The 25504-nt window shown below is 45.0% G+C and carries 23 protein-coding genes; 5 read left to right on the top strand and 18 right to left on the bottom strand.

Annotated elements, in window-relative coordinates:
* The 4 genes from ACFQU8_RS11350 to ACFQU8_RS11335 form a co-directional block, all read right to left on the bottom strand.
* Entirely contained in the window at nt 1–1371 is a 1371-nt protein-coding gene (locus ACFQU8_RS11350) for a DEAD/DEAH box helicase (RefSeq protein ID WP_382360056.1), read from the bottom strand.
* An 80-nt stretch (nt 1372–1451) separates the two neighbouring features.
* Nucleotides 1452–2294, bottom strand: coding sequence for a DegV family protein (locus ACFQU8_RS11345; RefSeq protein ID WP_382360053.1), 843 nt, complete (start codon nt 2292–2294; stop codon nt 1452–1454).
* A 118-nt stretch (nt 2295–2412) separates the two neighbouring features.
* Nucleotides 2413–3117 carry a response regulator transcription factor gene (locus ACFQU8_RS11340; RefSeq protein ID WP_382360050.1) on the bottom strand — a complete coding sequence of 235 codons (705 nt, stop codon included), beginning with the start codon at nt 3115–3117 and terminating at the stop codon, nt 2413–2415.
* Nucleotides 3118–3185: 68 nt separating this feature from the next.
* Entirely contained in the window at nt 3186–4346 is a 1161-nt protein-coding gene (locus ACFQU8_RS11335) for a sensor histidine kinase (RefSeq protein ID WP_382360047.1), read from the bottom strand.
* A 190-nt stretch (nt 4347–4536) separates the two neighbouring features.
* On the opposite strand from ACFQU8_RS11335, the gene ACFQU8_RS11330 reads away from it, so the two are divergent.
* Complete coding sequence (locus ACFQU8_RS11330; RefSeq protein ID WP_382360044.1) at nt 4537–5169, top strand: YigZ family protein; 633 nt, start codon at nt 4537–4539, stop codon at nt 5167–5169.
* 48 nt (nt 5170–5217) lie between these two features.
* On the opposite strand, the gene nagB is transcribed toward ACFQU8_RS11330, so the two are convergent.
* The 4 genes from nagB to ACFQU8_RS11310 all read right to left on the bottom strand — a co-directional run bounded on the left by nagB (nt 5218) and on the right by ACFQU8_RS11310 (nt 7825).
* Nucleotides 5218–5943 carry a glucosamine-6-phosphate deaminase gene (gene nagB / locus ACFQU8_RS11325; protein ID WP_382360041.1) on the bottom strand — a complete coding sequence of 242 codons (726 nt, stop codon included), beginning with the start codon at nt 5941–5943 and terminating at the stop codon, nt 5218–5220.
* Between the two features lie 13 nt (nt 5944–5956).
* Nucleotides 5957–7135 carry an N-acetylglucosamine-6-phosphate deacetylase gene (gene nagA / locus ACFQU8_RS11320; RefSeq protein WP_382360038.1) on the bottom strand — a complete coding sequence of 393 codons (1179 nt, stop codon included), beginning with the start codon at nt 7133–7135 and terminating at the stop codon, nt 5957–5959.
* 75 nt (nt 7136–7210) lie between these two features.
* Nucleotides 7211–7354 carry a hypothetical protein gene (locus ACFQU8_RS11315; protein ID WP_382360035.1) on the bottom strand — a complete coding sequence of 48 codons (144 nt, stop codon included), beginning with the start codon at nt 7352–7354 and terminating at the stop codon, nt 7211–7213.
* 144 nt (nt 7355–7498) lie between these two features.
* Nucleotides 7499–7825, bottom strand: coding sequence for a helix-turn-helix domain-containing protein (locus ACFQU8_RS11310; RefSeq protein WP_382360032.1), 327 nt, complete (start codon nt 7823–7825; stop codon nt 7499–7501).
* A 188-nt stretch (nt 7826–8013) separates the two neighbouring features.
* Between ACFQU8_RS11310 and ACFQU8_RS11305 the strand changes: the two genes are divergently transcribed.
* Nucleotides 8014–10050 carry a penicillin-binding transpeptidase domain-containing protein gene (locus ACFQU8_RS11305; protein WP_382360029.1) on the top strand — a complete coding sequence of 679 codons (2037 nt, stop codon included), beginning with the start codon at nt 8014–8016 and terminating at the stop codon, nt 10048–10050.
* 77 nt (nt 10051–10127) lie between these two features.
* Here the strand turns inward: ACFQU8_RS11305 and ACFQU8_RS11300 are convergent, their stop codons facing one another.
* The 7 genes from ACFQU8_RS11300 to ACFQU8_RS11270 all read right to left on the bottom strand — a co-directional run bounded on the left by ACFQU8_RS11300 (nt 10128) and on the right by ACFQU8_RS11270 (nt 17730).
* Nucleotides 10128–12008, bottom strand: coding sequence for an OPT family oligopeptide transporter (locus ACFQU8_RS11300; protein ID WP_382360026.1), 1881 nt, complete (start codon nt 12006–12008; stop codon nt 10128–10130).
* Nucleotides 12009–12315: 307 nt separating this feature from the next.
* Nucleotides 12316–13338 (bottom strand): hypothetical protein, encoded by a 1023-nt coding sequence (locus tag ACFQU8_RS11295; RefSeq protein ID WP_382360023.1) that lies wholly within the window; start codon nt 13336–13338, stop codon nt 12316–12318.
* A 129-nt stretch (nt 13339–13467) separates the two neighbouring features.
* Entirely contained in the window at nt 13468–14205 is a 738-nt protein-coding gene (locus ACFQU8_RS11290) for a nitrilase-related carbon-nitrogen hydrolase (protein ID WP_382360020.1), read from the bottom strand.
* Between the two features lie 368 nt (nt 14206–14573).
* A complete protein-coding gene (locus ACFQU8_RS11285; RefSeq protein WP_382360017.1) occupies nt 14574–14927 on the bottom strand; it encodes a DUF779 domain-containing protein in 354 nt (117 codons plus the stop codon).
* Nucleotides 14928–14979: 52 nt separating this feature from the next.
* The gene (gene exaC / locus ACFQU8_RS11280) at nt 14980–16500 is read right to left on the bottom strand and encodes an acetaldehyde dehydrogenase ExaC (protein ID WP_382360014.1); all 1521 of its coding nucleotides are present in this window, start codon (nt 16498–16500) and stop codon (nt 14980–14982) included.
* A 185-nt stretch (nt 16501–16685) separates the two neighbouring features.
* Entirely contained in the window at nt 16686–16871 is a 186-nt protein-coding gene (locus ACFQU8_RS11275; protein WP_382360011.1) for a cold-shock protein, read from the bottom strand.
* Nucleotides 16872–16995: 124 nt separating this feature from the next.
* Entirely contained in the window at nt 16996–17730 is a 735-nt protein-coding gene (locus ACFQU8_RS11270) for a Cof-type HAD-IIB family hydrolase (RefSeq protein WP_382360008.1), read from the bottom strand.
* Between the two features lie 495 nt (nt 17731–18225).
* Here ACFQU8_RS11270 and ACFQU8_RS11265 point away from each other — a divergent pair, with 495 nt between their 5' ends.
* Nucleotides 18226–19875 carry an SLC13 family permease gene (locus tag ACFQU8_RS11265; protein ID WP_382360005.1) on the top strand — a complete coding sequence of 550 codons (1650 nt, stop codon included), beginning with the start codon at nt 18226–18228 and terminating at the stop codon, nt 19873–19875.
* Between the two features lie 58 nt (nt 19876–19933).
* Here the strand turns inward: ACFQU8_RS11265 and ACFQU8_RS11260 are convergent, their stop codons facing one another.
* Both ACFQU8_RS11260 and fabI read right to left on the bottom strand, forming a co-directional pair.
* Nucleotides 19934–21145: an MFS transporter gene (locus tag ACFQU8_RS11260; RefSeq protein ID WP_382360002.1), complete on the bottom strand. Its 1212-nt coding sequence runs from the start codon at nt 21143–21145 to the stop codon at nt 19934–19936.
* Nucleotides 21146–21374: 229 nt separating this feature from the next.
* Nucleotides 21375–22154: an enoyl-ACP reductase FabI gene (gene fabI, locus ACFQU8_RS11255; protein WP_382359999.1), complete on the bottom strand. Its 780-nt coding sequence runs from the start codon at nt 22152–22154 to the stop codon at nt 21375–21377.
* A gap of 189 nt (nt 22155–22343) precedes the next feature.
* Between fabI and ACFQU8_RS11250 the strand changes: the two genes are divergently transcribed.
* Nucleotides 22344–23801: an aldehyde dehydrogenase family protein gene (locus ACFQU8_RS11250; protein ID WP_382359996.1), complete on the top strand. Its 1458-nt coding sequence runs from the start codon at nt 22344–22346 to the stop codon at nt 23799–23801.
* Nucleotides 23802–23871: 70 nt separating this feature from the next.
* Nucleotides 23872–24744 carry a methyl-accepting chemotaxis protein gene (locus ACFQU8_RS11245; RefSeq protein WP_382359993.1) on the top strand — a complete coding sequence of 291 codons (873 nt, stop codon included), beginning with the start codon at nt 23872–23874 and terminating at the stop codon, nt 24742–24744.
* Nucleotides 24745–24840: 96 nt separating this feature from the next.
* Here the strand turns inward: ACFQU8_RS11245 and ACFQU8_RS11240 are convergent, their stop codons facing one another.
* Entirely contained in the window at nt 24841–25476 is a 636-nt protein-coding gene (locus tag ACFQU8_RS11240) for a response regulator transcription factor (RefSeq protein WP_382359990.1), read from the bottom strand.
* Between the last annotated feature and the right edge of the window lie 28 nt (nt 25477–25504).

Raw genomic sequence — 25504 nt, 5'->3', positions numbered from 1 at the left:
TTAGAGGAATCCTCCTCTTTTGTTCATTTTTTGAATAGCTTTTACAGCCTCAATCATGGCATCAGTCTTCCCGTCATGGAAAAAGACAACTTCTCCTGTCGGATCATGCGGACTTCTCCCGGCTCTTCCGGCAATCTGTACCAGAGCTTGTTCGCCGAAAACCGCACTGCCGGCATCCAATATAGCTACATCAATAGATGGGAAGGTGACACCACGCTCCAGAATTGTGGTGGTAACAAGTATATCCAATCGCTTATCCCGGAACTGCTGAACGTTTTCTTCGCGATTCGCATCAGATGCATGGACAGCTTTGATCGTAGACTGCACCAGGTTAGCAGCAAGCCGATTCGTCAGAACCTCAGCCAGTTTAATAGAGTTAACAAATATAAGAACCTGCCGTTCCCGGTTTTTCCGATTCATCAGCCATTTGATAAAGGACTCAGGCAGACGTGCCTCCGCCAAATCCTTCTTCAATCTGGGGATCATACGCAAAATCGGGACCGGAAGCGGGTGATTATGAAAACGTTTGGGGACAAATACATGCGGGAGTTTTCCCAAGGACATCCGGACCTGATCATCCGCAGCAGGCGTTGCCGTTAAATAAATCAGCGTGCCCTTCTCTCTTCTGGCGCGGTGAGCCGCAAAAGCAAGTGTTGGATCGTGTGTATAAGGAAAGGCATCAACTTCATCAATAATCATCACATCAAAAGCATGTTTGTAACGCAGCAGCTGATGTGTTGTGGCAACCATCATCTGGGCGGATCCTTCTTTTTCCGGACTGCCGCCGTACAGGCCTTGACAAGTAACACCCGAAAAGGCACTGCGCAGGCGCGGCAGCAATTCGCGCACCACATCTGCCCTTGGTGTCGCAATACATATCCGTTTGCCTTGTTTCAACGACTCGGTAATCCCCGGGTAAAGCATCTCTGTCTTTCCGGCACCGCAGACTGCCCAGGTCAACAGTTCTTGCTCATGGTTTCTGATCGCCTGGACGATACGCTGGGCCGCATCCTCTTGTACCGCCGTTAATGCCCCGTCCCATGTGCAGGGATTAGAATAGAGCGGCCACTCGTAATCCGGCCCTGTCCACTCATAAAGAGGCGACCTGTCTATCACCCTGCCCATTTCAATGCACTTCCGGCAATAAACCTGCGCTGGCAGAGACCTCTGTGCAGGGATATGCCCGAATAGTGAACGTTTCCGGTTGCCGCAGCGCTGGCATTCATAATGCAGCCATGTTTTTCGGATTGACGGTTTGACTGTGAAAAAATGGTCAGTAAGAAGACGTTCGAATAAAGAGGGTTCCAGGGGGATTTCACTTCGCAGCAAAAATTTTCCGGCGTAACGCTGACTAAGTTCCTCAATGTCCATAACATCACGCTCCTGTATATAAGTAGCAGTGGATGGGGAAACCGGCGGGGGTCGCCGGCTCCCCGTTTGACCGCTTAGCGTTACTTCTTATACCAGCAGACGCCAAGTGCGCCTTCACCGAGGTGTGTCCCAATAACAGGACCGAAGTAACTGATCATGGTATCCGTGCCAGGATAATCCGCTTCAAAGGAAGTTTTCAGTTCAGCCGCACCTGTCTCGTTGTTGGCATGAATAAACACAACTCGGAGCTCATCTCCTTGCGCGGCATCATCCCGCAGCATTTGCATAATCCGGTTTAACGCTTTTTTGCGTGTGCGGATTTTTTCAAATGGAACGATCTGTTTGTCGACAAAATGTAAAATGGGCTTTACCTGCAGCATACTGCCCAGGATTGCCTGCGCGCCATTCAAACGTCCGCCGCGCTGCAAATGACTTAAGTCATCAACCATGAAATAGGCCCGTATCGACTGATCGACGGCATTCAGACGTTCTATGATAGCTTCAGGCGCCTTCTCTTCCTGAACCATTTCGGCTGCTTCCAAAACAAAAAAACCCTGCCCCATACAACTCAATTCGGAATCGTAGGGATACACGTCAATGCCATCCACACTTTCACCAGCAGTGGCAACAGCCTGATATGTTCCGCTTATGCCGCTGGATAAATGAATTGAGATCACCGCATCGTAATCATGGGAAAGCGCCTCTAACTTAGCCGTCAGCATCCCCAGAGAGGGCTGTGATGTTGTGGGCAGCTCATTGACTTCGTTAACTTTTTGGTAGAATTCCTCAGTGGTTATATCTATTCCTTCACGGTAAGACGTGCTGCCAAATACAACACTGAGCGGCACAACATGAATATTATATTGGTCAATGAGTTCTGCAGGGATATACGCTGTGCTATCAGTCATAACAGCAGTAGTCATTACAAACCTTCTCCTCACGTAAATGATTCCTGTTCATTTTATCTTGTCCAGGAGATAATTGCACGTTAAATATGCTCTCATAAAACATATCAGTTAGTTTCTCCGGATGGGCCATTTTTCACGATTCGGACACATTAACCCAGCCTTTGCGGATAGCGGTAACAACCGCCTGGGTACGATCACTGACATTCATTTTTTGTAAAATGCTGCTCACATGATTTTTGACCGTTTTTTCACTGATATATAAACCTTCAGCAACAGCACGGTTGCTCTTGCCATCAGTCAGAAGCTGCAGCACTTCACATTCCCGGCGCGTGAGTAAATGAAGAGGCTTATACTCATAAATACCGTTTTCATCTCTGAGTGACGGATCACTGGAGGCACCGGAGGCCAGACGGCGGTATTCTTCAATCAGGTTATGTGTAATTTTTGGGTGCAGATAGGATCCGCCCTCCCTGACAATTTTAATCGCTTCAATCAAGGCATCTGAGTCCATTTCTTTCAGCAAATAACCCTGTGCACCTGTCTTCAGGGCTCTTGTTACGTAATTCTCATCGTCATGAATGGAGAGGATAATAATAGACGTATCAGGGAACTGACGCGCAAGATCAGCTGTCGCTTGGACGCCATTCATTTTCGGCATATTAATATCCATTAAAACGACGTCAGGTTTATACGTTCTGACCACGTCACTGGCGCCGTCACCATCATCCCCTTCAGCTACAACTTCAAATGACGGTTCAAAATCAAGAATACGTCTGACACCTTCGCGGAATAGTTTATGGTCATCTATTAAAACAATTTTGGTTGTATTCTCAGTCATCTATGTTCCTCCCATATTTTCAAGGCATTACGAATGTCTCTTTACACCCCTTGCTTAAACCAAGTCTGTTATTCAGGAGCTGATTGATCATAAGATTTGGGATACGGCACTTTAATGAGAACGGTCGTTCCCTTTCCGATCTCTGAATTGATGGTTAAAGAACCATCCAGCATTTCCACACGTTCGCGCATACCCATTAACCCAAACGATTTATCCCGTTTAACAGACTGGTCAAATCCTTTTCCATCATCCTTGATAACCATGACAATTCGATTGTCGCTCATCTCCAGTTTCACTAGTATGGAAGATGCCTCAGCATGGCTGATCGCATTCTGAAGGGCTTCCTGCATTAACCGAAAAAACGCAATTTCATATTTATGGTGGATCCGTTCTTCTTGTCCAACCAGGTTAAATCTAATATCAAGGTTATAATACTCAGCTGTCGTAGCCACAAATTTTTGAATGGTTGGCACGAGACCTAAATCATCTAAAGCCATTGGCCGGAGATCATAAATGATGCGCCGAACTTCCTGCAAAGAGGAACGAATCATTTTTCGAACACTTTTCATTTCGGAAACGGCCTCTTCTACAGTCCCCTGCCGGAATGTCCGGTCGACAAGCTCTGAACGAAGCAGAATATTAGCAAGCATCTGGGCAGGTCCGTCATGGATTTCACGGGATATTTTTCGCCGTTCATCTTCCTGTGACTCAATGATCTTCAGACCAAATTCCTGCTTTTCTTTCGCATCTTCAATCATCTCGTTAACCTGTTGAAAGTCATCCGTCAGGTACGTGAAAATAACGGAGATTTTGCTGGCCAGGTCTTCCGAGCGTTTCAGCGTTTTATCGAGTGATTTCAGACGCCGCTCAAGCTCGTCCCGCTTTTCACGCAGCACTTTTTCTTCCTGACGCTCGACAGCAAGCTGCGTTTGCAATTTATGTGTCTGTTCATAAGCACTGCGTATCTCCTCTTCCGAGTGCTGATTAAACTGTTTGCTCACTTCAGCTAATCGCTGCCTGGCGTACTGAACTTTCGTTTCCAGTTCATCGCCATTGGTTATATGCGTTTTTACACTTTCTCGTATTTCCTCAAGTTCTTTCTGCAGCTTCTCATATTCGGCCAGGGCTTCTTCACTAATATCAAAAATTTCATCTTTACTGTTTTGCGTGACGTTTATCATGTCTTCAATAATATTATCCAGAGTCTTTTCTTCCGGTTTCCGTGCCATACCATTCACACCAGTCTATGTTATAATTAATCGGACTTAACCCGGGGATGAGACAATTATTGACAAGTCCTGCACATCCGCAAAAAGAGCTGCAATGGAACCAGATATCTCGTCCCCCGAGTTATATCAGTCTGCAATTTTAGTCCTGGCCTGTTTCTAGTATAATACGCCATAGGAGGTAAAACGCAAGATGCTATCTAACTATTATACTGTCAAAAAAGAAGATACTGCAGAAATTGTAATCCAAAAGTCCCAGTTCATCGGTTATGTCAAACGTGTGGAAACAGAAGACGATGCACAGGCTTTTGTGCAGCAAATTAAGAAGAAACATCATGACGCCACCCATAATTGCTCAGCTTACATGATCGGTGAGCACAATCAGATCCAAAAGGCTAACGATAACGGCGAGCCTAGCGGAACAGCTGGAATCCCGATCCTTGAGGTTCTGAAAAAAAAGGATTTAAAAGATACAGCGGTGGTTGTGACCCGGTATTTCGGTGGGATTAAGCTCGGAGCGGGCGGTTTAATTCGTGCTTACAGCAGCACCACATCGGAGGCCATTCAAACAGCGGGAGTTGTCGAACGCCGGCTTATGAAAGGCTTTTCGATTACCGTCAATTATGCCTTGCTGGGCAAAGTTGAAAATGCCCTGCGCAACTCGGATTATATCTTAGAAAATATTCATTACCTCGACACAGTTGCGTTCATTGTGTACGTGCCTGACGGTGAGGAAGACATCTTTCGGGAATGGATCGTTGAGATCACCCATGATCGGGCCGCGTTTGCAGAGAAAGGAACAGCCTATGTTGAAATCGATGTCTAGACTGATGCCCGTTCCCTGAAACCCCATGCTAAAAGAGAAGGCACTGTCTTAAATCCTCGACAGTGCCTCTTCGTCACCGATAATGGTAACGTGTTGATGTTTCTGCAAGATCGATGATGGAATAGCTTCCGTTAACTCACCATGAACAAGCTTGCTGACAGCATCAGCTTTTTTCTCACCCGATGCCAGGAGTACAATCTGGCTGCTTTCCATAATCGTACCAATGCCCATTGTAAGCGCCTGATGCGGAACATCATCTTTTGATGGGAAAAAACGTGCATTTGCTTCCCGGGTTGTATCATCCAATTCGACAACGTGTGTCCGGCTGTCAAATGGTGTTCCCGGTTCATTAAACCCAATATGGCCATTTAGTCCTAAACCCAAAATCTGTAAATCAATATAACCCGCATCACGAATCTGTTTGTCATAGTCCCGGCATTCTTTAGCCAAGTCAGCTGCATTGCCATTGGGCAAAAATGCTTGGTTCTGCGGCAAGTCAATATGATTAAACAGTTTATCATTCATGTAATAACGGTAACTATTCGGATCATCTCCGCGCAGGCCGGCATATTCGTCAAGGTTAAATGTTGTAAGATCTTTAAACGACACTTGCCCATTCTGATACGCTTCAATCAGTTTTTGATAAAGGCCCTCCGGTGTTGAGCCAGTTGCAAGCCCCACAACAGAATTACGAGCAGTCTGCACCTGCTGCAAAACCAGTTCGCAAGCTTTTGCACTCAATTCATCATAATTGTTCGCACGGATAATTTCCATTCCGTCATCCCTCCTAGTCCGCAATGTCACCACGGCATATCGTATAGTGAATTTGCAAATTGTCATCGACTAATAACAAGTCGGCATCTTTACCCGGCTCGATACTGCCTTTTCGGTCAAATACATTAAGCTGTTTGGCAGGATTTTCTGAGGCCATCGTTACAATGCTCGAAATAGACGTTTCCGGCAATTGCAGCATTTGTCTGGCCCCTTCGATCATTTTCAAAATACTGCCTGCCAGCGAACCGTTTTCCAGCTCAGCCCGATCTTCTGTTACCTGGACAGGCTGGCCTCCCAATTCATAACCTCCTGGCTGCAAGCATTTAGCCCGCATGGCATCTGTGATAAGAATTAACCGGTCACTGCCGACATTATAATAAATCAGCTCCAGCATTTCCGGTGATACATGAATGCCATCAGCAATCAGCTCCGCCCTTAATGTTTCCAGTTGAAAGGCAGCTCCGACAGCGCCAATATCACGGTGGTGAATGCCGTTCATGGCATTGCACAGATGCGTCATCTGCCGAAGTCCATGTGACACGGCTTGTTTAATAGCGTCAAAACCGGCCGCTGTATGCCCAGCCGACACATTTACACCGGAATTGGCCAAATACGAGATAAATTCGCCGGTGGTATCATGCTCGGGAGCCATCGTGATTGTTTTAATCCGGTTGCCGGAAAGCGTCTGCCATTCATCGAATTGGTTGATGGACGGCTCCATAATATAAGCTTCCGGCTGCGCGCCTTTTTTGCTTGTATCAATAAAAGGGCCTTCCAAATGGACACCAAGCATTTCCGCGCGGCCTTGCTTAGATGTGTAATGGGAAACATTTTCCAGAGCTTGGCTGGTCTGCTCCGGTGACTGTGTAATCGTCGTCGCCAAAAAACTGGTTGTCCCCTCCCTGGGAAGCACGCCAGCCATCGTATCCAATGCCTGCTCTGTGGCATCCATCACATCGGCTCCGGCAGCACCATGAATATGACCGTCAATAAAACCCGGAATCAGATTCAGTCCTCCAGCATCAATGACAGCTGCATCAGGTGGCGGCTGTTCTTCCGTATGTACGGCTTTGATGAGGGAATCTTCAATCAATAAACATCCCTTTTGAGGTTCATCGTTTTCAGTGAAAATAACTGCATTTTTAATGTAAGTCGTTTGACTCAATCTGCTCATCCCTTTTCGTTTTCTCATATTAACGTAGCATACCATTAAATGCTATGTCTATTTTAACTATCACAGCACTGCCAGTGCATTTGAAATTTTGTGTTAATGGTCCGGGTGCCAGGTTGTTTTTCCTGATAATTCGCTGACAAGCTTTTGGATCATTTCCTCTGCCGATTGAATCCGGTGATTTTCCGTTTCCTGAATCATTTTTTGCATTAAGTTTTTATACTGCTCTTGATCTGCCATTCTCATACCGCCTTTTTGTCAATCCAGTATTTAATTGCTAGTTGCTTTTATTATCATTTTTAATAGTCTATGCAGTCATCTTTCAATATGAGCCTGCATATTAGCTGAATATATAATACGGAAGCTGCGTATCACGATGCTGCACTAAGACTGCTGGTCACGCCATTTATAAAACGCGAGGCACTCTTCCAAACGCTCTTTGGGCACACCGGAGTCCCTGGCGTCCCGAAAAATCTGGAGCCATTCGCTATCCAGCGGTTGAGAGTCAATGTTTGCGTCTTTCCGGATGAGTATATCAACTGATACATCCAGCACCATACTAATCTTTTCCACGAAAAGGATAGATGGATTAGTCTGCAGATTACGTTCTATTGCGCTTAAATAGGACTTAGCCACACTTGCCTCCTCAGCCAGTTCAGAAAGTGACATCCCTCTTGCTTGACGCATCTGTCTTATCTTCGCACCGATCACAGTCCACACCTTCTTTCCAAAGAAATTTTACCATAAAAAATCGAATAATTCTATATTTAGAATAACTTAAAGGGACGAACGTTTATATGCATGTTTATTCATACTCAATAGCAGAGGCCGTAACATGCTTTTTGCCTGTCAAGCATGCTATAATAATATAAAATCATACAAAAGATTGAGGGGGTTGTATGAAAAAACTTACCGTATTATTGCCGTTACTGCTCGTGTGCGTACTTTCTGCTTGTTCAAACGATGAAACCACACCACAGGAACGCTTTGATCAATACATCGACCACTGGAATAATGATGAATTCTCTGCCATGTATGACATGCACAGCGCTGATTCAGCTGAAAATTATCCGTCTGAAAAAGTCACCGGCCGGTACAAAAACATCTATGACGATCTCAACATAAGTGACCTAGAGGTTACATATGACAAACCCTCCGATGATCAGCTGGATACGGCGATGGATAAAGGCAAGGCAACGTTCCCTTTCCATGTCAAGATGACGTCAATTGCCGGTCCGATCACGTTTGATTATAATGCCACACTCACTCAAGAACAGGATGATCAGGCGGAAGATGATGACGCAAACTGGTTTGTCAACTGGGATCCCGGATTTATCTTTCCGGAAATTCAGAATGGCGGCAAGATCCATTTAGAGACAACAGAACCAAAACGGGGTGAAATCCTCGACCGCAATCGCATGCCGCTGGCCATTAATGACAAAGTTCATGAAGCAGGTATCGTTCCAGAGGATTTGCAGAAAAAACCAGAACAAGCTGCAGACAAAATCGCCGGCGAAACGGACATGTCAGCAGAAGCGATTGAAGACAAACTAAATCAGGACTGGGTCGAACCGAACATGTTCGTTCCCTTGAAAAAATTCCCAAAAACGCAGGAATCCAAAGTTAATCAATTAACCAAACTGGCGGGTGTTACAACACGTGAAGTCACAGGCCGTGTCTATCCGCTCGGAAAGGCCGCTTCACACTTAACCGGCTACATCAGTCAGGCAACAGCAGACGATTTAGAAGATCTGGACAGTGATAAATACAGTACCGGTGATATGGTCGGAAAGCGCGGCTTGGAGTCCTTATTTGAAGACCAGCTGAAAGGCAAAAGCGGCGCCGCTATCACAGCTGTCGATGACAATGGCGGAGAGACTGTTATTGCCAAAAAAGACGTGGAGAATGGTAAGAACATCGAGACAACAATTGACGCCGATGTACAAGAGACCATCTACAATGCCTATGACGCTGATGACAGCGGCACCGCAGCAGCCATTCAGCCTAAAACAGGTGAAACGCTGGCACTTGTGAGCAGTCCGGGCTTTGTCCCAGATGATTTTCTGTATGGGATCTCCCAGTCAAACTATGATTCTTTAAAAAATGATCCGCAAAAACCGCTGCTCAATCGTTTTTCATCCACATATGCACCCGGTTCATCCATTAAGCCCATAACGGCTGCTATCGGACTGGATAATGGCAGTATTAAACCCGGTGAAGGCATGACAATTAATGGCCGTAACTGGAGCAATGGTGAAGGCTGGGGAGACTATAAGGTGCACACGATCGGTGAACCGGATGGCCCCATTGATGTCAGCGATGCCCTCATCCGTTCAAATAACATTTATTTTGCGAAAAAAGGCGTGAAAATGGGCAGTGATGCACTTGTCAAAGGCTTGAAGCAATTTAGCTTCGGAAAAGAACTGCCGTTTGACTACCCAATTGAAGCATCCTCTGTTTCTTCCAATGGAAACATTGATGATGAAGTCCAGCTGGCAAATACAAGCTATGGACAAGGCGAAATCGAAGTCAGTTCGCTGCATCTCGCTTTGATGTACACATCATTTTTAAATGATGGCAACATGCTGGAGCCATCGATTAAGAAAGATGCCAAAAGCGGCCAAGTATGGCAAAAACAAGTCATCACTGGTGACGAAGCCAATTTGATTACAGATGCCCTGCACGATGTGGTCAATTCACCTGCAGGCACGGGCAAGGCAGCACAAAACAACAATTTTTCAATTGCCGGTAAAACGGGAACAGCTGAATTAAAACTTGCTGATGACAAAAATGGCAAGGAAAATGGCTGGTTTGTTGGCTATCCGGAAGATGACCAGGATATTTTAATTGCCATGATGGTTGAAGATGTCCAGGATAAAGGCGGCAGTGGCTATACCACTAAAAAAGTGGAAGATATTTTGCAGGAAGTTAAATAACATGACTATTAAAAGACGTGTACCCAGTTGAGCGGGTACACGTCTTTTATGCTATATGACAGTATGAATCAGATTCGCTATTTTAATTTGGACGGATGCTTATTCGCTATATGCAGCAGGAACCAGGCCACAGCCATAATGGCAACCAGTGACACAAACGGACCAAAGATTGTTCCATCAGGGAAGCCTACACCAGCCGTGACGGCTAAAGCGACAAATACACCCATCAGTGCCTCACCAGCAATATAGCCGGACGCAAGCAGAATACCGCGTTCATTCTTCTCTTCGTATTCCTCATTACTTTTCGAGCGGCGTTTTACGATGCCATTAATTAAGCCGCCAAGCATAATCGGCGCGGTCGTGTGAATTGGCAAATAAAGTCCAACAGCAAATGGCAATGACCCAATGCCGAATAATTCAACAGCTGCAGAAGCTGCCGCCCCGATAAAGATCAGATTCCAAGGCAAATCACCGTTCATAATGCCGTCAACGATCATGGACATGAGAACAGCCTGTGGCGCCGGCAGCTCCTCGGATCCAAAGCCATAAGCGTTATTCAGCAGCACCAGAATACCGCCAATCACGATACTGGCAATGAAAACACCATATAACTGGGCGATTTGCTGCCACTTAGGTGTTCCGCCGACAATATAGCCTGTTTTTAAATCCTGTGACGTATCTCCCGCTATGGCGGCAGCAACACAGACAACGGAACCAATGATAATCGCCATGACCGCACCTTTGTCACCCGTGTGGCCTACTGCCGACAGCACCAGAGAAATGAAAATCAAAGCACCAATCGTCATTCCGGAGACAGGATTGGACGAACTGCCGACAACCCCAACGATCCGGGAAGATACGGTTACAAAGAAGAAACCAAATACAAATAATAAAAGTGCCCCAAGCAGCCCAATATCGATGGTTGGATAAAACATTAAGATGCCTATAAAAACGATCGTCAGGATAACAATCAGTGTGATTGGAATATCCCGGTCAGTACGCAAATCCGTTGTATCGCCTGCTGATGAAAAACCTCTAATTGAACCCATGAATGAGGAGAAAATAGTCGGCAATGCTTTAATCAATCCCATAATGCCGCCAAATGCAACCGCACCGGCACCGATATAACGAAGGTAATTATCCCATATATCGTGGAAGCCCATCTCAGAAATTGGTATTTCACCTGGATAAATCGGTGTCGACGCAACATCCCCGATAAAACTGATTAAAGGAATGATTCCGATCCACCCGAGAACACCACCGGCAAACATCGTGCCTGCAATTTTGGGACCGATAATATAGCCAACACCAAGCATAGCAGGCATGGTATCCATACCGATCGCGGCATTTTTAAATTTATAGATTTCCCATTCAATCGATGACGGGAAAGCTTTTACCGCATCCGTCAGCATTTTGAAAATCGCACCTATGCCAAGACCACCCAAAACAAGCGTGGCACCTTTACCGCCTTCTTCACCAGCTTCAAGCACTTCAGCACAAGCTGTACCTTCCGGGTAAGGCAACGTCCCATGTTCCTTGACAATCAACGCACGCCGCAGAGGAATCATGAGCACAACACCCAGAATACCGCCGGCCAAGGCAATAATCGCAATCGTTATCAGGCTCGGCTGCAATTCCCAGATAAAGAGTGCAGGCAGTGTGAAAATAATCCCTGCAGCCAGCGATTCTCCCGTCGATGTAATCGTCTGGACAATATTATTTTCCAGAATCGATGTTCGTTTCATAATAATTCTAAGCACAGCCATAGAAATAACCGCAGCCGGAATCGAAGCCGAAACCGTCATACCCACGACCAGTCCTAAGTAAGCATTCGCTGCACCAAATACAATCGCCATCACGCCGCCAACGACCATCGCAACCCAAGTGAATTCAGGCGGGTTTTTGGATGCTGGGACGTAAGGCTTGAATTCATTCTGTTCATCCTGTTGTTTGGACATATCTAACACCTTCCTTAGCAATTTAATTTAATGAAGTCTCATTCACTCTTCTATTCATAAGCCTTAGAATGTTTAAATTATTTAGAATAAAGAAACAATTTGGCCAAAATAGAAATCCCTTACTACGCAACATTAGCAGTAGCAAGGAATTAGGAACTTCATTGTTATGCTTGGCACAGAACAGCCAAGTTGTAGAGCATTATCAAATTTTATCACAAATCATCGTTATATGACATATGAATTTGTGTATTTTAAAGATTATTTTCTGGAAGGCATTTCTCAGGAAGAGCATTAGACATATCGCAATTCACGAACGTGTTTGCTGAAGCGTCTCTGCACATGTTCTTATGGCGTCATCTGTTATACCGCTCATATAGTCTTCCTCGGATTGCTGCCGCCGTTCACCAGCTTTTTGCAGCATACGGGAACCCTCTTTCATATGGGCTTTATAGCGTGCCTGCACGTCACGGATTTTCCCGGCCAGTTTTTCATCCGTTCCCGGAATAACGAGCTTTTCATATAAATCAATAGTTACGTCTGTTTCCTCTTGCGGGAAAAATTCATGCGGGTCAGTGCTGTCAAACATACAAAAATCCAGCTCACGCACCAGAACCATATCAACACTTTCCGGATCAAAACTGCAATAATACAATTCGACATCCAGTCCGCGCGTCTCGCAAGCCTTTGCCACTTTTTTCATCAATACCGACTTACCTGTTCCGGCACGCCCTTTTACATAATAAACATGCGTGATGTCCTCGATCAGCTGCGGCACAACATTAACTGAACCATCAGCCGTATTCGTACCGAAAAGCCGGTTATAGATATGTGGTGTACGATCCTTTTCAGGAACATCTTTAAGTAATGCGTTAATAAATTGTTCCGCATAGTTATCGGCCCTATCGAAATCCATTCGCTGAACGTATATGGTCTCCAGTTCGTCATCATGAATCGCTAAACCTTTTCTAAAGCTGTCAAAAGCCTTTTGCACAAATTGGTCGCTATCAGACGTATCCTGTGTTTTGACAGGAAAGGTCTTTTCCAAATCAATCGTTTCCGTGCCTCCTCCAGCAATTCGGCTGTCAATAAACGCGATCGAGTTGTTGCGATCTATTATCCCATCGAGGTAATCACGCGCAAGTGAGCTTTCCAGGATTTCCAGGCCATTGCTTTGAGAGGATTCAGCAAGTTGTTTCATGACGGCCGTTTTTAGCTTGACCGACGGATGCTTAAGCAAGACAACACGGTCAATGTTATGCAGATTGCTGTCAAGATAATTGACTGGCCCCTTCGCCGTGTTGCCCGTTACATAGTAATGCAAGCGAGACATAGGAACACTTCCTTTTTTAATAATGGGTATGAAAGCGCCTATATAATTTATGTAAGTGACATGTATTTGGTGAAACCCTGACAACTATCACAAATCTGCTTGAGATTAATCCGGTTTTAAAGTGAACAGCTATTGCTTTCCACTCTGGTCTTTATCCACACTAATCTCTGCTAAAATCATTTTTTCGTCATTTCCGCCTTCTGCTATTATCCCGCCTTTCGGATCAACAACAAGTGACATGCCGCCATAGACATTGTCGGGATCTGAGCCTGTCCGATTACAGGCGATGACATAGCACTGATTGTCCACTGCACAGCTCTGTACTGTTGTTTTCCACTCATTGATCCGGTCTTCAGTCCATTGTGCAACGACATATATAACTTTCGCACCATTTTCCGCTGTCTCACTCAGCCGCTTCGGAAAGCGGATGTCAGCGCCAATAAATCCGGCAGACAAAATGCCATCCAGTTCAAATTCATTTCCAGCTTCCCCCGCCAGGAGATACGGCTGCTCGCTCTCCGACAAATGCTCTTTGCTGTATTTATGAATGCGTTCGCCATTGCGATCAATAATCAGCATCGTATTTTTCATTCCGCTGTTGATCTCTTCCGCAATCGAACCACCGAGAATCGCTATATTCATCTGCTTTGCCAGATCACTCAGGAACTCAGTCGTTGCGTTGGCATCTCTGTCAGCCATCGTGTTCATCTGTTCCAAATCAAAACCCGTATCCCACAGTTCTGGAAGCACAATGATATCCACGCCCATATAGGCGGCATTGGTCACCCATTTGGAAACGTGTGCGAAATTCACTTTCGGATCACCGTATGTAATATCCATCTGAATCAAAGCTATTTTTTTCGTCATGATTGCCGCTGCCTCCTTAAAACTTAAGACGTCCTCTAATATAATCGGAATCCAAACGACATAGAGGGGCATCACTTTTTTTCTGGTAATGCCCCTAAAAACGATGTCACAGTTGATTATAAATAAGAAAACGGTGTAACGCTACTTAAAGCGTATCACATACCGCGTGCCTCTAAAACATGTATACATGCATAGCACGCATGAAAAAGGGGCTGGAACAAAACGAAAGCGAATAACTCAAACTTACTTCGAACAATGGCTCGGTTCAGCGGAGGAAAAGACGGAGACGCCCGCGGAAAGTGACGTCTATTTCCGGAGCGCTTCAGTCACGCAAGTCGTTCGCACTTTTGTCCCAGCCTCCCTTTTCGCTAACGCAGAGATTGGCGTTCTTGCTCGGTAAACACCCGGGATCTGGTTAAAAATCGTTTTCCTTCTGGTCCTTCTAATGAGAACATTCCGCCGCGGCCGTCAATAGCATCAATAATCAGTTGCGTATGTTCCCAGTAGGCATACTGATCTTTTGCTATATAAAATGGCGTATCTCCAACTTTCCCGAGCAGCACATCCACATCACCAACGCGAAATTCACCTCTTGGAAAGCACATTGGTGAACTTCCGTCACAGCAGCCGCCTGACTGATGAAACATTAGGGGACCATGTATATTTACCAGCTTATCAATCAGTTCTAACGCAGCCTCAGTCGCCGTTACGCGTTCAACCATTTACCGCACCCTTTCTTAAGGCCTTCATGCTGATACTTAGCGTGAAATAGCGTTAAAATAATCCGTCGGGCGTTTCATCATAACTGACTAACAGATTTTTTGTTTGCTGATAATGATCCAGAGCCATCAAGTGATTCTCACGTCCAATACCGGATTTTTTATAGCCGCCAAACGCAGCATGTGCCGGATACTTATGATAGCAATTCGTCCACACACGACCGGCTTCAATTCCCCGGCCAAAACGATAGGCCGTATTGATATTCCGGGTCCACACACCAGCACCTAGCCCATAAAGTGTATCATTAGCAATTTCCATCGCTTCATCATCATCCTTAAAGGTTGTCACAGCTAGGACAGGGCCAAAAATTTCCTCCTGGAAAACACGCATATTATTATCACCTTTGAAAATCGTAGGCTCCACATAATAGCCCTCCGACATATCACCATCCATCTGATGGATTTCACCGCCTGTAAGTACTTCTGCTCCTTCCTGCTTGCCAATATCAAGGTAGGACTTGATTTTTTCCATTTGTTCTTGAGAAACCTGGGCTCCCATCATTGTTTCCGTGTCTAAAGGATGACCAGCCTTAATATCTTTGACTCGCTGGACAGCCTTTTTCATAAACGCGTCATAAATTGATTCATGAACAATTGCCCTGGACGGACAGGTGCATACTTCACCCTGATTCAAGGCAAACATAACAAGTCCTTCAACTGCCTTATCCAGATAATCGTCATCTTTATCCATGACATCTGAGAAGAAAATATTCGGTGATTTACCGCCGAGTTCGAGTGTTACCGGAATAATATTTTCTGAGGCATACTGCATAATCTGACGACCTGTTGTTGTCTCACCTGTAAAGGCTATTTTGGAGACGCCACTATTCGTTGCAAGGGGCTTACCTGCTTCCACCCCAAATCCGTTAACCACATTAAGAACGCCGGCTGGCAAGAGATCCTGAATCAGTTCTATCAGCACGTGGATAGAAGCTGGTGTCTGTTCGGCTGGTTTTAAAACCACACAGTTTCCTGCAGCTAAAGCCGGCGCCACTTTCCAAGTCGCCATTAAGATGGGAAAGTTCCACGGTACAATTTGCCCAACAACGCCTAAAGGCTCGTGGAAATGATACGCAACTGTGTCATCATCCAGTTGACTGATACCACCTTCCTGAGCCCTGATAGCTCCGGCAAAATAACGGTAATGATCCGCTGCGAGCGGCAAATCTGCTGCCAGAAGTTCTCTTACTGCCTTGCCATTATCCCACGTCTCAGCTACAGCCAGTGTTTCCAGATTGTCTTCAATTCTGTCAGCAATACGATTTAAAATGTTAGCTCGTTCAGCAACAGACGTTTTTCCCCAGCTGTCTTTCGCGGCATCAGCTGCTGCAACGGCTGCTGCAACATCTTCCTTGGTTGACCTTGCTACCTCACAAAAAACGTTCCCTGTTACAGGACTCACGTTTTCAAAATACTGGCCGTTTTGCGGCGGACGGTAGTCACCTCCAATAAAATTATCGTAACGCTCCTGAAAATGCACCAATGCCCCGTTCGTATTGGGATCTGCATAACGCATTAAAATAGCCTCCTCATTTGTAATCGGTTTCAATTATTTAAAAAAACTGAATATTTATATTACTATCATGCATGATCGGCTGCATTCTGTCAATAAGGTACTTGCTTTTATAACAGAAAGTCGGGCAAGTCGATAAAAAAGCCACCTCACATTATCAGGGTGGCTTAACTTAGAAAAGACGCGTGCTATTCGCCAACTTCAGGCAGGACGTGCGTTTCCATTTGCATGGATGATTGACAAAGCGGGCAGTTGGGATCCTCATTAAAGCTGAACGAAGCCCTCATCCAACCTGAACAGTTTTCATTTTTACAAGCCCATATATTCGTATCCACTTCTGGAACAGGCTCTTTGGAGCGTCGAGAAAATGCCATCGAAGCATCCCCTTTCATCATAATTAGACCAATTATACTCCCTTTGCGGTTCAAAGTAAAATTTATCTATAAGAACGCTTAGTACAGTCTATGCTTTAAATGGTCAAATAGAAGGGTATCTGGCTTAGTCTCCCAGCACATATTTTTCGATCGCCCTGCTGACGCCATGCTGCTCATTCGTATCCGTCACATCAGCGGCGACGTTCTTAATCGCCTCCTGTGCGTTGCCCATCGCAACACCGATGCCTGCTTCCTGAATCATTTTCATGTCGTTCAAGCTGTCACCGATTGCCAAAACATTGTCAAGCGTTATATTCAGCCGCTCACACACTGATTCGAGAGCACTGGCTTTATGCACCCCTTTAGGATTAATCTCGATATTTGTCGGAAGGGAATTCGCTAATTCAAGATCATCATAGTATGACAATTCCTCAATAAATGTATCCAATGCAGCTGGATCCTCAGAGTCACAGCCGAATTTAAGCCAGTCATGACTGGAAAAGTTATCCGGATACATACCGCGCCATACCCCATCGGTTGAGATCATCCATGTGTTTAAATTCAGATTCTCCGCCCGTTCCCACATCTCTTGCACACGCTCTGGACGAAGCAGATGGCGTTCAATGAGTTCGTTATCAACAGTCCAGATTTCCCCGCCGTTGCACGTAATTAAATAGGAAGTCAGATTAAGTGATTCAGCGTATGAAAAGCATGTATCAAACGAGCGCCCCGTGCTTAAGACAACCTGAACATCTTTCGCCAGTGCCCTGGTAATTGTATCATGGTTAACAGCTGAAATCGTTTCGTCCGAATTCAGCAGTGTTCCGTCCATATCAAGTGCAATCAGTTTTATAGCCATTTAACCGCTCCTTTTCTGTGTAACACCTTTATCGCAAAAATACATTGTGATATATGGGATCACAAGCAGCCTGATAATACAAAGAATAATACCTTAATATTGCCCACATCCACGATCAAACCACCTGGAAACGGGCCAATGATCGAAGTCCTTGATTCAAAGCTAAAATGAACCCGGCAAATGCGAGTGAATTACCGAGCTCATTATGCATATAATTCGTATACAAAGGTCACAAAAACGAGGCGCCTGTCACATTAATCGCTGCAGCCAGACAAATTCAGGCATGCTAACCCTTCCTTTTAAACTAACCCTATTAATTATATTATATTTCGTCATACGGGGCAATCCTTCCTGAATGTCTCTGCAGGGATTCAGCAGTTATCATACTCTTTTCCGGGAACGATTTAACATAACTAGTTGAATATTAAATAGGTTTCCCCTATAATTTAATGGTAACGTTTTCATTGTTTAATAGACTAAAGATGGAGGTATTTTATGGTCACGGCGGCATGGAACTGGTTATGGGATAAACATGATCAAGCTAAGGACTTACTTACTTTTTTCGTCAAACCAAATAAATCGGGGGAAAAATCTGACAGATCCACTTCTAACACTGCGCAGACAACTAACGGCGGCAACCATAAGCGGCCCTATACGAAAGCTCAATTAATCGGGCTGTTTGCAGGACCTATTTTATTTATTCTGACGTTAGTCTTTTTCCAGCCAGAAGGATTATCAGATGCGGGTCAGGCTATTCTGGCCAGTACCATATGGATTGCTGTCTGGTGGATGACGGAGGCAATTCCAATTCCAGTCACCTCACTGCTCCCGATTATTCTGTTTCCACTGACTGGCGGACTGGATATCGAAGCAACCACCTCATCTTATGGTGATGATACAGTTTTTCTCTTTATGGGCGGCTTTATGATCGCTCTGGCTATGGAAAAATGGAATCTGCACAAACGAATTGCTTTGACGATCATTTCCGTCATCGGAACCAATACTGAAAGAATCGTGCTTGGTTTTATGGTTGCGACTGGATTCTTATCAATGTGGATTTCGAATACGGCCACCGCAATGATGATGGTCCCAATCGGCCTTGCTATTATATATCAAGTATCTGATCAAACGAAAAGCGAAGGTGCTGGCGATGGCTCAGAGGAAACCGCCAGTTTCGGCAAAGCACTGATGCTGGCCATTGCCTATTCTGCTTCCGTTGGCGGTATTTCGACTTTGATTGGCACACCGCCCAACACTGCTTTAGCTGGTGCCGTCAGCAAAATATATGATGTTGATATTTCGTTTGCCGGCTGGATGTTATTTGCGGTTCCGGTCGCCTGGGTGTTTATTTTCATAATCTGGTTTTACCTGGTCAAAGTCGCTTTTCCTCAGAAAATGAACGAGCTTCCCGGCGGCCGAGCTATTATACTGGAACAAAAACGGGATCTCGGCAAAGCATCCTTTGAGGAAAAAGGTGTCCTGATTGTCTTTTCATTAGCTGCACTTGCCTGGATTACCCGTTCCTTTCTCTTGTCAGAATTTGTGAACGGAAATATCAATGATGCTATTATTGCGATGACGGCCGCGATCATATTATTCTTGATACCGGCCAAGAACAAAGAAGGTGACCATCTGCTGGACTGGGATACAGCCGTCAAGCTCCCGTGGGGCATCCTGCTGCTGTTTGGAGGCGGTCTATCAATTGCCAGCGGGTTTACAGAATCAGGCTTATCTGAATGGATTGGACAGCAGCTGACAGTTCTGCAAGGCGTAGAAATATTCATCGTCCTTCTGGTTGTTTCCGGTATGGTGATCTTCTTAACAGAAATTACATCGAATACCGCAACAGCTAATATGATGTATCCAATTATGGCCTCACTTGCTGCAGCACTTGGTGTTCATCCGTATGCCGTTATGGTGGCAGCAGGTGTCGCCGCATCCAGTGCTTTTATGCTGCCGGTTGCGACACCACCGAACGCGGTTGTTTTCGGCTCCGGTTATTTACGGATTCCCGACATGGCCAAAACGGGTATTGCTTTGAACATTATTGGCATTTTACTGGTCTCTGTTGCGATTTACTTCTGGCTGCCAATCGCCTGGGATATTAATCTGACTGAGATACCAGACTTTATGAAGAACACATAACGACATAAAAGCAGGAAACCAGTCAATGGGTTTCCTGCTTTTTTAGCGCTTTAGACCTTCATTCGTTTGTGTCTGACTGCCGCTTTTGCTGCCGGTGCTGTATCAATTGAACCAGTAAAACGTAGACAGCCGGAATAGCAGCAAGGACGAGGACAAGCGGTTTCCATCCCCCACTGTTCCATAAAGGGCCAAGCACTGTACTGCCGAGACCGACACCGATATAATAAGCCACGAGATACAAGCTGGAGGCACTCCCTTTATGATGGGTTACAGACTCACTGACGGTTGAAGCGGTAAGTGAATGAGCCGTAAAAAAGCCAAGGCACGCAACACACAATCCAACGACAATCATCCATAAAGCAGGTCCCATGGTTATAAGCAGACCAACTGCCATCACAAGCACACCTGTTATACGAATATATTTCAAACTAAACTGACCTGCCAGCCAGCCGGCAAGCGGTGAACCAATCACACCCAAACCATAGGCAAAATACGTATAGGAGATCGTATCCAACGACATCGAAAACGGCGGAGCCTCTAAATGGAACGGCAAATACGTCCAGATGCCGGTAAACGACAGCTGCAGCACAACACCAAGTCCAAAAATCAGCAGTAACGCGGGATTCTTCAAGTGATGCGCAAACCCTTTCAGATCATTTGAGAACGGCAATTGACTCGGCGTAAAAAAACGGGAACGCGGCAGCATAAACATAACGGCAGCTAAAATAACCACCCCAGTAATGGCCAGCCCATAAAAAGCTGTTTCCCAGGAGAAGTGATCGGTTATATAGCCAGTGAGCACCCGCCCGGCCATGCCTCCAAGCGCATTGCTTGATATATAAAGCGCGGTTGCCACATGCACACTGCGTTTATCAATTTCTTCACTCAAATAAGCCAGAGCGGCTGCCGGAAGTCCCGCCAAAGCAAAGCCCTGCACCAGCCGAAGCAGCAAAAGAGGCAGAAATGAGTTAAACAGCGGCATTAGGAAAAACGGCACCGCTGCGCCCAACAGGGATAGTTTAATGAAAGCGGTTCGACCGTTGCGGTCAGATAAAAAACCGAGCACAATCAAGCCGATAATAAGCCCGGCAATCGTTAGTGATAACGCCAGTCCGGATGCCGATACCGATACATCAAATTCCTTCACAAATAGAGGGAACAGCGGCTGTACTGCATACATGCCGGCAAACACGAAGAACGATGCCAGTGCCAGACTGAACGTTATGCGCCAAAAATAGAGGTCTTTAATCGTATAAGCTTGTTTTTCCATTATTCCCATCTCCAAATAAAAGTGGATTCTCGGTGTCTCAGGCATTTGCGTAACCGAGCTATAAGGCCTGATGGCACATGCAAATGTATAAAATTTATCAGGAAAATACTTACAATCCAATATAGCATATCTGACTGCTCTATTTAAAAAAAGAACATTTCATCGATTGCGGGGACTAAAAAAAGCGAGCACCTCTTATAGGGATGCTCGTCTGCTTATCAAATGGGATTCAGGCTCCTGCTACCGTATGGAAGCCGGCATCAACATGCAGCACTTCACCGGTAACGCCGCGAGCCAGTTCACTCAGCAAGAAAAGATTCACATCGCCGACTTGATCCTGATCAACCTGGCGGCGGAGTGGTGCTTTCTCTTCAACAGCGGATACCTTATCGTTAAAACCAGCAATACCTTTAGCTGATAAGGTGCGGAGAGGCCCCGCTGAAACAGCATTCACGCGAATATCATCTTTGCCGACGTCTTCGGCAAGATAGCGCACACTTGCTTCCAGAGCAGCTTTGGCAGCTCCCATGACATTATAATTCGGGACAACCCGCTCTGCGCCGATATAAGTCTGGGTTACGATCGACCCGCCTTCTGTCATGTACTTGCGTGCTTCCCGGGTAACAGCCACAAGGGAATACGCGCTAATATTCTGTGCCAGCAGGTAACCATCCCGGGAAGTATCCGCATACTCACCCTGCAGCTCTTCCGCATTGGCAAAAGCAATCGAGTGAACAAGACCATGAATAATGCCGGCCTCCTCGCCAATCTTTTGAAAGGCTTGCTCAATACTTTGATCATCCTCAGCATCACAAGGGACAACCATGCGCGGCTCAATGCCATGTTTGTCGAGCAGCTTATTCAGCTTTTGCTTTGAACGCTCCTGGCGATATGTGAAGATCAGATTAGCTCCTGCATTGTGAAGGGACTGGGTGATTCCCCAAGCAATGCTGCGGTTATTCGCAACCCCCATCACAACAATGTTTTTGCCGCTTAGTAATGACGTCATATATGTACCTCCGATATAAAGGTTATGTTTATATAACTCTAATGTAGCACAGTCAGATCCAGGTGTTAAATCAGAGACAGAAAGCAATTTGTTAACTGAATAATTCTACTTCTAATGACTGGGTTTACATCACAGTTAATTTGGACGATGAAATATGTGTAAGCTGATTAAAACCAAGGAGGAATACGTATGCTGGACATGCATTCACTTAATAAACAATATATAGGAGGCAAGTGGCGGGACGGCAACAGTCGTAATATTTTGGTTGATAAAAATCCTTATAGTGGCAAAACTCTGACCGAATTCAGAATGGCGGACACAAATGATGTCGATGAAGCCTACAAATCAGCACAGGAAGCTATGGAAAAATGGAATCAGATTAATCCGTATAAACAGCGTGATATTCTCGAAAAAGCTATAAGTTATATTGAAGAACACGAAGACACCATTACAGACTTCATTATCGATGAACTTGGTGGGACACGCGTCAAAGCCGCTTTTGAAATTGGTCTTGTCAAAGACATCATTAAGGAGGCATCCACATTTCCGCTGAAAAAGGAGGGGAAAATCCTGCCTTCAGTTGAAAATGGTAAAGAAAATCGCTTGTATCGTATGCCAGCCGGAGTTGTCGGTGTTATCAGTCCGTTCAATTTTCCTTTTTTCTTATCCATTAAGTCAGTAGCACCCGCGATCGGAGCCGGCAATGGTGTTGTCTTAAAAGCACATGAAGAAACCCCAATTATGGGCGGTACACTTATTGCCAGCATTTTTGAACAAGCTGGCATTCCAGATGGCCTTTTTAATGTTGTTGCCACAGATATCAGCGAAATTGGCGATCATTTTGTAGAACATCCCATTCCACGCATTATGTCATTTACTGGCTCAACGAAGGTAGGCAGTCATATTGGACAGCTGGCCATAAAAAATTTCAAAAAACCAATCCTGGAACTAGGAGGCAATAGCGCCTTTATCGTACTGGATGACGCAGACATTGATTATGCCGTTAACGCTGCAGCATTCAGCCGTTTTACACATCAGGGGCAAATTTGCATGTCCGCTAATCGAATTCTTGTAGATCAAGCTATTTATGATGAATTTATTTCCCGCTTTAAAAAGAAGGTATCTGCGCTCAAGACTGGCGATCCTCGCGATCCAGACACTGTGATCGGTCCAGTTGTGAATGAAAATGCAGCCAATCATCTTAGAGACACCATCGCTAAAGGAATTGAGCAAGGTGCTAATCCTGTATTGCACGGGGACATATCTGGAAATCTGGTTGAGCCAACTATTTTGACAGATGTCACACCCGATATGGCTGTAGCTCAAGAGGAATTGTTCGGTCCTGTCGTCAGTGTCATGCCTTTTTCAGGTGATGAAGAAGCGATCGAGATTGCTAATAACTCCAAATTTGGCTTAAGTGGTGCCGTGCACACCGCTCATAGTGAACGTGGCACAGAACTTGCGAAAAGGATACATACTGGCATGATTCACGTTAACGATATTACGATAAATGATGAGCCAATCGTGGCTTTTGGCGGAGAAAAACATTCCGGTTTAGGAAGACTGAACGGCCAATGGAGCCTGGAGGAATTTACAACACTTAAATGGATTTCGGTTAATTATCAGAAACGTCAATTTCCCTATTAACAGTTTCATTGATAGAACCGATAAGTTTGACATATTTGCTGATAAACAATGAGATAAAAGGAGAATCAACATGTACGATACTACGACAGATGCACAATCTGAACAAACGATATTAGATGCCTTTATCAAAGCAGGGCCTCTTTTAAATCAACTGACGCAGGATGACATCACAGTGGGTATTTATGATACAGAGAAGTTGATTATTAACTATCCAGGCAATACATTTTCTTTAAACGTTAACCCTGGTGACCCGCTTGCAGATGGAGATGTTATCACACATGCTATCAAAGAAAACAAACCAAAAACTGAAATCGTTCCGAAAGAATTATTCGGATTCCCGCTTATCGCCCGGGCTGTCCCCGTCCACGATGAACAAGGCACCATCGTAGGCGGAATCGGTATTGGAACCAGTCTGGAAGAAGCTAATAAACTTCACGAAGTAGCTGAAAACTTGTCAGCCTCTGTTGAAGAATCTGCAGCATCTGTTGAGGAGATTACCAGTTCGATTTCAGAACTTGCCGACCAGGTAACCGGCATCTCATCTCAAATGACACAAGTTAATGACAGCACCAATAAAATCGGTGATATTTCAAAAGTCGTAAAGGGAATATCTGAACAAACCAATTTGCTTGGTCTAAATGCATCAATCGAAGCAGCACGTGCCGGTGAATACGGAAATGGTTTTAACGTTGTTGCTGAAGAAATCCGAAAGCTGGCAAGCAATTCAAAAGAAAATGTTACGGAAATCGATAAAGGAACCCAAGAAATTCAGAATTTGATCAAAGAACTGGATAATGCATTTTCAAATGTGCACGAAATGTCTGATAGTCAGGCTGCAGCTATCCAAGAGATCTCTTCTACAATTCAGGAGATCAGCTCAAACGCCCAGGACCTGGCAAAAATGGCGGAAAAACAACTGCAAACAGACAGAAACAGTCAATAAACCTGCCTAAAAACCCCGAAACCTTATGACAAACAAAAGGTTTCGGGGTTTGATCTGGTTATTGGTTCAAACACAGTAAACGGAAGCATTATGTCTTTATAACGTAATCCATTTATTCTTAACCGCTAATAGTGCCGCATTGGTACGGTCTGTCACGTTCAGTTTCTTAAAAATGGATATAAGATGATTCTTAACTGTTTTCGAGGATATATAAAGGTTCTCAGCTATTTCAAAGTTTTTCCTTCCTTGAACAATCTGTTCCATAATGTCCCATTCGCGAGCACTTAATATACCATTCGGGCGCTTAATTTCTGTTTCGGTCATGGCAATATAATCTTTTAGCAGATATACCGATAAAAGCGGGTGTATATATTGCTCTTCCGCTAATACAGTCTGTATGGCTCCTACTAATTCATTAGGACCCATACCGTTACAGAAATAGCCATTCAGTCCCTTTTTGAACAATGCTTTGAGTGCTGCATTATCGACCTCCGAGATCCATGCCGCTATTTTCACCGTCTGATACCTGCACTGATCCATCAGCTGATATGCAGTCGTATCTGTATCCGTGTCCAGAATCAGCAAATCAAACAAATTAATGTCATTTTTCAGTATGTCCAATTGAGCTGAACCGTAACTGGATACCCTGCAGTCCGGGATTTCGGCTTCAATGACACGTTGAACCCCGTCGCGAAATATACCGGGGTCTTTCATGATGGCAATTCTGATCATTTTCTCCTGCCCCTTCATCTATCATGAT

Source organism: Lentibacillus kimchii (assembly GCF_042666895.1).
In the GTDB taxonomy this organism is placed as follows: Bacteria; Bacillota; Bacilli; order Bacillales; family Amphibacillaceae; genus Lentibacillus; species Lentibacillus kimchii.
The sequence above is the reverse complement of the archived record's forward strand: the minus strand, read 5'-3'. Positions and strand labels throughout refer to the sequence as shown.